The sequence below is a fragment of the Verrucosispora sp. WMMC514 genome (assembly GCF_027497295.1).
GTDB classification, from domain to species: Bacteria; Actinomycetota; Actinomycetes; order Mycobacteriales; family Micromonosporaceae; genus Micromonospora; species Micromonospora palythoicola.
Genome location: NZ_CP114906.1, coordinates 844142 through 855636, shown reverse-complemented (window position 1 = coordinate 855636; position 11495 = coordinate 844142). Strand labels below are relative to the sequence as shown.

Genomic DNA, 11495 nt, shown 5'->3' with positions numbered 1-11495 from the left:
GGCCGGGCCGGAGGGGAGGCGCCGGCCCGGCCGCCGTCGGTCAGCTCGCGCCGAGGTCCTGCAACGCCTTGGCCGCGCCCCGGTGCAGACCGACCGGGTCGGTCTTGCGGGCGGAGTCCAGGGCGATGCCCTTGGCAGCGGGATTGGCCTGGGCCAGCGCGTCCTTCTTCTCGAACACGGTCCGGGTGATGGCGCAGGCCACGTTGGCGTCGAGGTCCTTGCGGACGAGCAGCACATTCGGGACCACGATGGTCGGGGTGTCCGCCGACGTGGCGTACACGTCCTTGCCGATCGTGCCGGCCTGGTACGCGGGGTTCAGTTCGCTCATCTTGGGCAGCAACGGCGTGACGTCGATGAACTTCACCTCGTCGCCGGCGGTGGTGAACAGGTCGGTGACGCCGCCGGTGGGCAGGCCGCCGGACCAGAAGAAGCCGTCGACGGTGCCGTCCTTGACGCCCTCCACGGTCTTGGTGAGGTCGAGCCGCTGGGCCTGGACGTCCGTGGCCGGGTTCAGGCCGGCGGCCTCCAGCAACCGGTTCGCGATGACCTCGGTGCCGGACTTGGGGGAGCCGGTCGAGATCTTCTTGCCGCGCATGTCGGCCACCGAGTTGATTCCCGCGTCGGCCCGGACGACCACCTGGGTGTAGTTGTCGTAGATCCGCGCCAGCGCCTCGACCGGCTGCGGTGCGCTGAAGCTGTCCTTGCCCTCCACCGCGTTGACGGCGGTGTCGAACAGCGAGAAGGCCACGTCGTACTGGCCACCGACGAGCTGTTCGATGTTCTGGACCGATGCTCCGGTCTCGGCCGCGGTGCCGGTCAACCGGCCGCCGGTGCTGTCGGACAACTGCCCGGCCAGGGCGTTGCCGACCACGTAGTAGACGCCGGTGGCGTTGCCGGTGGCGATGCCCACCCGGGTGTTCTCGGCCACCTCGCAGGTGACGGCGCTCGCGGCGTCGTCCGTGGCCGCGGCGCCCTGGCGGCCACCGCAACCGGCGGCGCCGGCGGCGACGAGGGTGAGGGCCCCCACCCCCGCCACGAGCCGCGCGTTGATCCGTCCCACACTGTCTCCTTCCTTGTTCATGCCGGTGATCCGGCTCGCGTCCCACCGGAGGGGCCGGCGGATCCGCGACGTACGAACACGCCCACCGTCATGACGCCGGCCAGCACGGCACCGATCACGACGGGCACGGGTTGCAACCAGAGCAGCGTCAGGCCGGCGGCCACGCCGACCACCCGTTCCGGCGCGCCCGCCGGGCCGACGCCGGGCAGCCAGCCGCCGGCCGCGACGGCCAGCACCGCGACACCGAGGGCCGTCACGACGGTGGCGACGAGGATCTGCCGGGGCCCGCCGATGCCGAGCAGACCGAGGCCGGTCGGGGTGACGACGAACGCCAGCGGGATCAGGTACGCCGGCAGCGCGTACCGCAGGGTGTGCCACATGGTCGGCACCAACCGCCCGCCGGTGACCGCGGCGGCGGCGACGGCGGCGAGCGCGGTGGGCGGTGACACCTCGGACAGCACCGCGAAGTAGAAGACGAACATGGCGGCCGCGGGCGCGCCGACTCCGAGGTCGAGCAGGGCCGGTCCGATGATCACCCAGCCGATCACGAACGACGCGGTCACCGGTACCGCCAGGCCGAGCAGGCTGAGCGCGACGGCGGCGAGCAGCGCGGTCAGCGCGAGTACCACGGCCGGCTCGGAGCTGATCGCGCTCGCGGCGCCGACCAGCAGCGCGGCGGCCTGCGGACCGAGACCGGTCTTGGTGGTGGTGGCGGTGATGACGCCGGCCGCCGCGCAGACGACGGTGACCGCGAGGACTCCGCGTACGCCGGTGGAGAGGGCGGCGACCAGCCGGGCCGGGGTGAGCCGGTGCGTCCGGTCCAGGAAGGACAGGGCGACCGCGAGGAGGGTGGCCAGCACCACGGCCCGGGTGGCCGAGAGCCCGGCGGCGAGCAGCCCGACGATGGCGAACAGGGAGGCGAAGTGGTACCCGGAACGGGCCAGCAGCCGCCAGGCGGAACCGGCCGCGAGGGTTGCCGGACGCACTCCGGAGCGACGCGCGTCGATCTCCACGGATAGCACGATGCCGAGGTAGTAGAGGATGGTCGGCACCATCGCCCAGCCGAGCACCTGGAGGTAGGACACCCCGAGGTACTCGGCGATGATGAAGGCCGCCGCGCCGAGCGTCGGCGGGGACAGGATGGCGCCCACGCCGGCGGCGGCGAGCATCCCGCCGGCCCGTTCCGCCGGGTACCCGGAGCGACGCAGGATCGGCCAGGTGACCGCGCCGATGCTGACGGTGGTGGCCGCCCCGGAGCCGGAGACGGTGCCGAGCAGGAACCCGGAGGCCACCGCCGTACGACCGGCGGCGGTGCGCGAACGCCGGAACGCCGCGGCGGAGAGGTTCACGAAGAACCGCCCGGCGCCGGAGAGGTCGAGCACCGCCCCGTAGATGGTGAACAGCACGATGTACGTGGCGGCCACGTCCAGCGGGGTGCCGTAGAAGCCGCTGTCGGAGTTGTAGAAGGCGTCGACCAGTTGCCCGAAGTCCAGCCCGGCGTGCGCCACCGCCCAGGTCTGCGGCAGCAGGCCGCCGTAGTAGCCGTAGCCGAGGAAGACCAGACACACGGCGGGCAGGACCCAGCCGGTGGTGCGCCGGCAACCCTCCAGCAGCAGGAGCAGCAGGACGGTGCCCATCGCCACGTCCAGGCCGACCAGCAGCCCCTGCCGGTCGAGGAAGGCGTCGTAGCCGCCGCCACCGCCGGCCAGGGCGACCGGCAGCACCGGGTACAGGCAGCCGGCCAGCGCCGCGACGGCCAGCAGCCAGTCGACGCGGCTGGGCCCGGACCGGTCGGTCGAGGTCGCGTCGGGAGTCGACGCCGCCGGCCGCCGACCCGCGAGCACCGCCCGCAGCCGGCGCGGCAGCCGCAGGCCGGCCGGGTAGGCGAGGAAGACCAGCGGGAGTACGCCGGCCAGGAAGAAGATCAGGTAGTACTTGCTGCCCTGCGCCAGTGGCCGGAACACCTGCCAGAGCGCGAGCAGGCCGATCGCCAGGGTGGCCGCGGTCAGGGCGAGGGCGACCGGCCCGGTCAACATCCGACCCGGCTTCTCGTCATCGAATCGGCCGGCGAGTTCGGTCGGACCGATCGGGGCCGGATCGGTCCGCAGGGCGGTCGCCGCCGCCTCCGCCACTCGGCTGTGCCCGCCGTGATGCTGAGGTCCGGAATCTTCGGTGAATCGGATAGCCGACACGAGGGGGGACGATACGCGAATTGACTCCGCGTTGGGGACATTGTCGGCCATCGCTTCGCTGAGTGACTTCACATTCTTTCGCGCTGACCAAGAGGAAACAATTAAGAATAGTGTTCATGATCGGCCCGGACGCGCCGATGGAGGCGGTGCGGGGCCGTGAACAGAGTGGCGATGATGTCCGGTTTGCCGCATTGAAGACCCTCAAGAAAGGGTTGGGCGGGGTCGAAAGATCTATTGGGATGATTACGCTCCGTGCATAGAACTACGGTCGGTGTCGGCTCGAACCGTCTGGGTCGCGCCGTGGTGGGCGGCCTTCGGGGGTCGGTCGGCGTGCGTCCGGAGCGCCTCGCCGGGCTGTCGGGCGATCTCCGGCGGGCGCTGACCACCATTTCCGCAGTGATCGCATTCGCCCCCGCTCCCGCCAACGGGAAGCGAGTGCGGTGCATTTCCCGCGAGTGAGATCGCGGTTCCGGGCCGACTGTTCGACCCTCGCCCGGCGGCCTCGGGCTGGCCGAGGCGACCAGCCCGACGGTCGACCTGCCGCGGGTGCCGGGTTCGGGTGGGTTACTTCCCGTCGGTGGCTGGGCATGTGTCCTGGACGATCACCGCGAGCGGAGCAGAGGGGAGGGGCGATGGCCTCCGAGGAGTCTTCCCGTCCAGACCGGCGTGACCCCGGGTCCGACCCCGTCCCCGAGGTGCGGCGCGACGAGTCGGGTGCCGAGCGCGCCCCCGAGGCGCGGCGGGAGTCGGATGCGGACGGCCCCTCGCCGGAACGTCCGGAGTCGGACGCCGACCCTGGCACGCCCGAACACCCGGGCCGGCTGTCGGGTGGCGAGTGGGTGGCGGCGCTGCGCCGGACGGTGCGCGAGTTCGGCGACGACGGCCTGACCGACTGGGCCGCCGCGCTCACTTACTACGGCGTGCTCTCCATCTTCCCGGGCCTGCTGGTGCTGGTCTCGCTGCTGGGCCTGCTGGGCCCGTCGGCCACCCGGACGGTACGCGACACCGTCGCGGAGTCGGTGCCCGAGCAGAACATCCGCCAGATCCTCGACGCCGCCATCGAACAGGCCTCGCAGAACGGCGGGTTGGCCGGTGTGACCGCGATCGTCGGTCTGCTCGCCGCCTTCTGGTCGGCCTCCGGCTACGTCGCCGCCTTCATGCGCGCCTCCAACGCGATCTACGACGTGCCGGAGGGGCGGCCGATCTGGAAGACCCTGCCGATCCGGGTGGGGGTGACCGCGGTGATCGGCGTGCTGCTGCTGGCCAGTGCGGTGATCGTGGTCTTCACCGGCCGCTTCGCCGAGGAGGTCGGCGCCGCCCTCGGGGTGGGGCGTACGGCCGTGACGGTGTGGGACATCGCCAAGTGGCCGGTGCTGCTGGTCCTGGTCAGCCTGATGTTCGCCATTCTCTACTGGGCGTCGCCGAACGCCCGCCAGGGCGGCTTCCGCTGGGTGAGTCCCGGTGGGCTGCTGGCGGTGCTGATCTGGCTGTCGGTCTCCGGCCTGTTCGCCTTCTACGTCGGCAACTTCGGCTCGTACAACAAGACCTACGGCGCGCTCGCCGGGGTGATCATCTTCCTGGTCTGGCTCTGGCTGAGCAACATCGCGATCCTGCTCGGCGCGGAACTCGATGCCGAGTTGGCCCGGGCGCGAGCGATCAGCGGCGGCCTCCGACCGGTCGATCGAGAGCCCTACGTCGAGCTGCGCGACGACCGCAAGCTGCGCTCGAAGGGTGGTGAATCGCCTTCCCAGTGACCTTTCGGGCGCATCCCCACCTAACTAGTCGCTCTCTCACGCCGAAACTTTTGCTAGATCAGGCAAAAGTTGACGTCAGAATGCCCTAAGGTCTGGACAGCGCACGCCGAAGCCTCCTACTGTGTCGGGCACCACACATCGGCAGATCGTCGATGTGCACACCCCGGTGGGAGAGGTGAGCCCGTGCCCAACGCCGACCCCCTGCACGTCCGGCTGTTGCGGTTGTTGCGCGACGAGGGAGCGCTGTCGCGGGCCGAACTCGCCGACCGGTTGGAGATGCCCCGACCCCGACTGCTCGCCGAGCTGGAGCGGCTGGTCGCCCTCGGCTACGTGGCGGAGGCGGGCAAGGCGGCCTCCCGGGGCGGGCGGCGGTCGACGCTTGTCGAGTTGAGTCCGGAGCTGCGCTTCGCGGCCGTCGACCTGGGCGCCAGCTCGATCGACGTCGAGGTCGTCAACGGCCGACTGGAGCCGGTCGCGGCGTACGCGGAGGCGGCCGACATCCGCTCCGGCCCCAAGGCGACCCTCCAGCGCGTCAACGAGCTGCTGCACAAGGCCCGGGTGGACGGTGTCTACGAGCGACTCGACGCGGTCGGCATCGGCGTACCCGGCCCGGTCAGCTTCCGTGACGGAGTGCCGGTCTCGCCGCCGATCATGCCCGGCTGGGACCGCTTCCCCGTCCGCGAGCTGCTCACCCGCGAGCACGGCTGCCCGGCGGTGGTCGACAACGACGTGAACATCATGGCCATCGGCGAGCGGCACGGCGGGGTGGCCCACTCGGTCGACGACTTCCTCTTCGTCAAGATCGGCACGGGTGTCGGCTGCGGGATCTACCTCAGCGGCGACGTCTACCGGGGCACCGACGGGTGTGCCGGCGACATCGGCCACATCCAGGTCGATCCGCAGGGTCCGATCTGCTCCTGCGGCAACGCCGGCTGCCTGGAGGCGCTCTTCAGCGGCGCGGCCCTGGCCAAGGACGCCGTCGCCGCCGCGCGTGCCGGTACCTCACCCGCCCTGGCCGAACGGCTGGAGGTCAACGGTGACGTCACCGCGCTCGACGTCGCCGCCGGGGCCCTCGAAGGGGACGTGACCTGCATCCAGCTCATCCGCGAGGGCGGCCGACGGGTCGGCGGCGTGCTCGCCGGACTGGTCAGCTTCACCAACCCCTCGATGATCGTGATCGGCGGCGGGCTCGCCCAGCTCGGGCACATCCTGCTCGCCGAGATCCGCAGCGTCGTGTACCGCCGGTCGCTGCCGCTGGCCACCGGCAACCTGCCGGTGGTGCTCTCCGAACTCGGCCCACGGGCCGGCGTGGCCGGCGCCGCGGTGCTCGCCAGCGACCTGGCCTTCGGGGAGGCGGCATGACCGGGCACGAGGCCGTGAGCGGGACCGGCGGCGCGCCGGTCGAGACGACCACCGGCGAGGTGGTGCTACGCCTGACCGACGTGGTCAAGACCTTCCCGGGCGTACGCGCCCTGGACGGGGTGCAACTCGAGGTACGCGCGGGCGAGGTGCACTGCCTGCTCGGGCAGAACGGTGCCGGCAAGTCCACCCTGATCAAGGTGCTCGCCGGGGTGCACCGGCCGGACTCCGGTCACGTCGAGTGGTGCGGCGGACGGGTCGCCTTCGCCAACCCGCAGGCCGCGATGCGCGCCGGGATCGCCACCATCTACCAGGAACTCGACCTGGTCGGGGACCTGTCGGTGGCGGAGAACGTCTTCCTGGGGCACGAGCCCCGCCGGCTCGGCTTCATCCGCCGGGGCCACATGGCCGGCCGTACCCGCGAGATCCTCGGCCGGCTCGGTCACGCCGAGATCCCACCGGGTCGGATGGTGCGGGCCCTGCCGTCGGCCGGTAAGCAGGTGGTCAGCATGGCCCGGGCACTGTCCCACGAGGCCCGGCTGATCATCATGGACGAGCCGAGCGCGGTGCTCGCCCACGACGAGGTGGAGAACCTCTTCCGGATCATCCGCGAGCTGACCGCGCAGGGCATCGCGGTCATCTACATCTCCCACCGGCTGGAGGAGATCCGCGAGATCGGCGACCGGGTGACCGTACTCAAGGACGGCCGGACCACCGCGGCGAACCTGCCGGCCCAGGAGACCCCGACCAGTGACCTGGTCTCCCGAATGACCGGCCGCGACATCGAGTACGTCTTCCCGGACCGCCCCGCCGAAACCGTGGTCGGCGACGAACTGCTCCAGGTCGACGGGTTGACCCGTACCGGCGAGTTCGCCGACGTGTCACTCACCGTCCGGGCGGGAGAGATCGTCGGCATCGCGGGCCTGGTCGGCTCGGGCCGCTCCGAACTACTGGAGACGATCTACGGTGCGCGGGCGGCCGAGGCCGGTTCGGTGCGGATGGCCGGCCGGGCACTGCGGCCCGGCAGCGTCGGCGCGGCGGTCAAAGCCGGCATGGGCATGGCTCCCGAGGAGCGCAAGAGCCAGGCGCTGCTGCTCGGTGAGCCGATCTACCGCAACGTCACCCTCGCCACCTTCGCTCGCTACGCCCGCTTCGGGTTCACCGACATGGGTCGGGAGCGGACGGAGGCCGACCGGATCGCCGAGAGCCTGGAGATGCGCCCGCGCGACGTCCGCCGGGCGGTACGCACGCTCTCCGGCGGCAACCAGCAGAAGGTGGTGGTCGGTCGCTGGTTGCTCGGCGACACGAAGCTGCTGCTGCTCGACGAGCCCACCCGGGGGGTGGACGTCGGTGCCCGGGCCGAGCTGTACCAGGTGATCCGCCAGCTCGCCGCCCAGGGCGTCGGTGTGCTGCTGGTCTCCAGCGAGGTGCCCGAGGTGCTCGGCCTGGCCGACCGGGTGCTGGTGATGCGGGAAGGGCGGGTCGTCCGGACCGCCCCCGCCGACGAACTCGACGAACCCACGGTGCTCGACCTCGTCATGGCGGGGTCCCTGACGGAAGGCGCAGCGGCATGACCGATAGTCCGCCCACGACCAAGCTGCCGGCGCAGTCGCCGCCGGTGGACCCGGCCGAGACCGAGGCGGCGGGGCACGCCACGCCGACCGCCACGGCGGGCCCCACCGGCGGCCTCTCCTGGTGGCACGGTGACGGCGGTGAGGGCGCCAAGCGGAATCTCGCCCTGATCGGGGTGCTGTTGGCACTCTTCGTGATCGGTGCGGCCACCCGCTCGGACCTGTACTCCAACCCGGACTGGGTCTGGGCGAACATGCTCAGCATCCTCAAGCTCGCCTCGGTGGTCGGCGTGGTCACCGTCGGGATGACCTTCGTGATCATCGGGGGTGGCATCGACCTCTCGGTCGGCGCGATCGTGGCGCTGGCCGGGGTCTGGTGCACCACGGTGGCGACCCAGAGCTTCGGCGCCGGCGGAATGATCTTCACCGCGATCATCGTCGGGGTGGCGGTCGGCCTGGTCAACGGGACACTCATCGCGTACGGGCGGCTGGTGCCGTTCATCGCGACGCTGGCCATGCTGGTCGCCGCACGCGGACTGGCCGCCGAGATCTCCCAGAAGCAGACGCAGATCTCGCAGAACAGCACCATCAACGGCATCGCCAGTACCGATCTGCTCGGCATTCCGCTGCTGGTCTACATCCTGGCCGCCGTGGTGGCCGCGGGCTGGGTGCTGCTGAACCGCACCACCTTCGGCCGGCGCACGGTCGCCGTCGGCGGCAACCCGGAGGCCGCCCGACTGGCCGGCATCAACGTCAAGCTGCACACCCTGCTGCTGTACGCGCTGTCCGGCCTGTGCTGCGGCATCGCCGCCATCATGCTCACCGCGCAGGCCACCTCGGCCCAGGCGGCGATGGCGAACCTCTACGAGCTGGACGCGATCGCCGCCGTGATCATCGGTGGCACGCTGCTCAGCGGCGGGCGGGGCACCATCGTCGGCTCCCTGCTCGGTGTGATCATCTTCGCCACCATCACCAACCTCTTCGCCATCAACGGTCTCTCCACCGAGGCACAGAACATGGTCAAGGGCGGCATCATCGTCGCCGCCGTCCTGATCCAGCAGATCCAGTTCGGCAGTCTCTCCCAGTTCTTCCGTCGTAACCGGCTCACCACGAGCTGACCATCGCTGCATCCGGGCCACCCGCGCAACCGACGGTGGCCGGGCCTCGTACACCCGAAATCACCACCAGTGAATAACCAGGAGGTCGTCATGACCCAGCACAGTCGCGACATGTCGCGGCGCCGGCTGCTCTTCGGCGGGGCGGCCGTCGGCGCCGGCGTACTGCTCGCCGGTTGTACCAGCAACGAGCAGTCACCGACCGAGGCGCAGACCAAGGCGGCCGACGGCAACGCCAACGCCGAGCCCGGCAAGCAGGTGACCATCGGCTTCTCCGCGCCGGCCGCCGACCACGGCTGGATCGCCGCGATCACCAACAACGCCAAGTCGCAGGCCGCCGCGTACTCCGACGTGGAGTTCAAGACGGTCGAGGCCGGTGCGGACGCGGCGGCCCAGCGGGCCGCGCTGTCCACCCTGATCTCGCAGAAGCCCGACGTGATCGTGCTGCTGCCGCACGACGGCAAGGAGCTGAACTCGTTCGGGCTGGAGGCGATGGCGGCCGGCATCCCGGTGGTCAACCTGGACCGGGCCTTCCCCGACGCGAAGGCGTACCGCCTGCAGATCAAGGGCGACAACTACGGCATGGGCGTCTCGGCGGCCACCTTCATCGTCGAGCAGCTCAAGGCCAAGGGCGTGAGCAACCCGGTGATCGCCGAGATCGCCGGAATGGACGAGCTGGAGCTGACCCAGGAGCGCACCCAGGGCTTCAACGACACCCTGGCCCAGCACGGCCTGAAGGTGAAGAACCGCCGGGCGGCACGGTTCACCGCGGACTCCGGTCAGCAGGAGGCGAGCCAGCTGTTGCAGGCGGAGCCGAAGATCGACGCGATCTGGAACCACGACGACGACCAGGGCATCGGCGTGCTGGCCGCGATCAGCCAGGCCAGCCGCAACGAGTTCTTCATGGTCGGCGGCGCCGGCTCGAAGAAGGCGATGGAAGACATCCTGGCCGACAACACGGTGCTGAAGGCCACGGTGACCTACAGCCCGTCGATGGCGTCCTCGGCGATCTCGCTGGCCCGCCTCATCGGCCAGGGTCGGGGAATGTCCGACCTGGTGGAACTCCAGGTTCCCAAGGAGATTGTCCTCGCCTCCGAAACGATCACCAAGGAGAACGCGAGCGACTACCTCAAGCTCGGGTTCTGACACAACGGGGGGAGACCCACCTTGTCCACGACAAACAACGAACTGCGGGTCGGCATGGTCGGCTACGCGTTCATGGGCGCCGCGCACTCGCAGGCGTGGCGGACCGTGAACCGGGTGTACGACCTGCCGGCGCGGGCCCGGATGGCGCTCATCTGCGGCCGGGACTCCGCGAAGGTGGCCGAGGCCGCCGACCGGCTCGGCTGGCAGGAGCACACCACGGACTGGCGGGAACTGGTGAACCGCCCGGACATCGACGTGGTCGACATCTGCACACCGGGTGACAGCCACGCCGAGATCGCGTTGGCCGCGCTCGCCGCGGGCAAGCACGTGCTGTGCGAGAAGCCACTTGCCAACACGGTCGCCGAGGCGCGGGAGATGGCCGCCGCGGCAGCCACCGCCCGGGCCGGCGGAGCGCGGTCGATGTGCGGCTTCAACTACCGACGGGTGCCCGCGGTGGCGCTGATGCGCCAGCTCATCGCCGACGGGCGGCTCGGCGAGATCCGGCACGTCCGGGCCACCTACCTGCAGGACTGGATCGTGGACCCGCAGTTCCCCCTGGTCTGGCGGCTCCGCAAGGAGGTGTCGGGCTCCGGTGCGCTGGGTGACATCGGCGCGCACATCATCGACCTGACCCAGTACGTCACCGGACAGCTGATCAGCGGGGTCAGCGCGGTGACCGAGACCTTCGTCAAGGAGCGGCCGTTGCCGGCCGAGTCGAGCGGGCTGGCGGCGCAGGCCGACGGGGCCGGGGCCGCCACCGGCCCGGTCACCGTCGACGACGCGGCGATCTTCGTGGCCCGGCTGGACGGCGGGGCACTCGCCACGTACGAGGCGACCCGGTTCGCCACCGGACGCAAGAACGCGCTCCGCGTGGAGATCAACGGGTCGCTGGGCAGTGTCGCCTTCGACCTGGAACGCCTCAACGAGCTGGAGTTCCTCGACGCCACCCGGCCCGCCGCCGAGCAGGGGTTCAGCCGGATCCTGGTGACCGAGGCCGAGCACCCGTACCTGTCGGCCTGGTGGCCGCCGGGGCACATCATCGGGTACGAGCACTCCTTCACCCACCAGATGCGCGACTTCATCGAGGCGGTGGCGACCGGCACCGACCCGTCGCCCTCGTTCGCCGAGGCGTTGCAGGTGCAACTGGTGCTGGACGCGGTGACCCGTTCGGCCGAACTGGGCTCGTCCTGGGCCGCAGTGGAGCCGTCACTGGCGCCGGTCGCCGCCTGAACCACCTCCGGAGCCGACCGGCGAGGGCCGGCCACGGTTGCGCCCCGTGGCCGGTACGGGTCGGGTCC

The 11495-nt window shown here is 71.0% G+C and carries 8 protein-coding genes; 6 read left to right on the top strand and 2 right to left on the bottom strand.

Going from position 1 to position 11495, the window contains the following annotated elements; translation table 11 throughout:
- Positions 1–40: 40 nt before the first annotated feature.
- On the bottom strand, positions 41–1060 hold the full coding sequence (locus tag O7597_RS03745) for a TAXI family TRAP transporter solute-binding subunit (protein WP_269737736.1): 1020 nt from the start codon (positions 1058–1060) through the stop codon (positions 41–43).
- Positions 1061–1077: 17 nt separating this feature from the next.
- Positions 1078–3096, bottom strand: coding sequence for a TRAP transporter fused permease subunit (locus tag O7597_RS03740; protein ID WP_281583179.1), 2019 nt, complete (start codon positions 3094–3096; stop codon positions 1078–1080).
- A gap of 788 nt (positions 3097–3884) precedes the next feature.
- On the opposite strand from O7597_RS03740, the gene O7597_RS03735 reads away from it, so the two are divergent.
- From O7597_RS03735 to O7597_RS03710, 6 genes are all read left to right on the top strand, one after another.
- Complete coding sequence (locus O7597_RS03735) at positions 3885–5006, top strand: YihY/virulence factor BrkB family protein (RefSeq protein ID WP_281582031.1); 1122 nt, start codon at positions 3885–3887, stop codon at positions 5004–5006.
- A 183-nt stretch (positions 5007–5189) separates the two neighbouring features.
- A complete protein-coding gene (locus O7597_RS03730; protein WP_269737733.1) occupies positions 5190–6368 on the top strand; it encodes an ROK family transcriptional regulator in 1179 nt (392 codons plus the stop codon).
- The gene (locus tag O7597_RS03725) at positions 6365–7939 is read left to right on the top strand and encodes a sugar ABC transporter ATP-binding protein (protein ID WP_281582030.1); all 1575 of its coding nucleotides are present in this window, start codon (positions 6365–6367) and stop codon (positions 7937–7939) included. Before O7597_RS03730 ends, O7597_RS03725 begins: the two co-directional genes overlap by 4 nt.
- Positions 7936–9054, top strand: coding sequence for an ABC transporter permease (locus tag O7597_RS03720; protein ID WP_281582029.1), 1119 nt, complete (start codon positions 7936–7938; stop codon positions 9052–9054). Before O7597_RS03725 ends, O7597_RS03720 begins: the two co-directional genes overlap by 4 nt.
- A gap of 90 nt (positions 9055–9144) precedes the next feature.
- Positions 9145–10197 (top strand): substrate-binding domain-containing protein, encoded by a 1053-nt coding sequence (locus O7597_RS03715; protein ID WP_281582028.1) that lies wholly within the window; start codon positions 9145–9147, stop codon positions 10195–10197.
- A 21-nt stretch (positions 10198–10218) separates the two neighbouring features.
- Positions 10219–11427 carry a Gfo/Idh/MocA family oxidoreductase gene (locus O7597_RS03710; protein WP_281582027.1) on the top strand — a complete coding sequence of 403 codons (1209 nt, stop codon included), beginning with the start codon at positions 10219–10221 and terminating at the stop codon, positions 11425–11427.
- Positions 11428–11495 lie beyond the last annotated feature (68 nt).

What these genes read in the sequence shown, in the direction of transcription:
- O7597_RS03740 (WP_281583179.1), bottom strand. Translation starts at nt 3,096, where the DNA reads ATGTTGACCGGGCCGGTCGCCCTCGCCCTGACCGCGGCCACCCTGGCG.
- O7597_RS03735 (WP_281582031.1), top strand. Translation starts at nt 3,885, where the DNA reads ATGGCCTCCGAGGAGTCTTCCCGTCCAGACCGGCGTGACCCCGGGTCC.
- O7597_RS03725 (WP_281582030.1), top strand. Translation starts at nt 6,365, where the DNA reads ATGACCGGGCACGAGGCCGTGAGCGGGACCGGCGGCGCGCCGGTCGAG.
- O7597_RS03720 (WP_281582029.1), top strand. Translation starts at nt 7,936, where the DNA reads ATGACCGATAGTCCGCCCACGACCAAGCTGCCGGCGCAGTCGCCGCCG.
- O7597_RS03715 (WP_281582028.1), top strand. Translation starts at nt 9,145, where the DNA reads ATGACCCAGCACAGTCGCGACATGTCGCGGCGCCGGCTGCTCTTCGGC.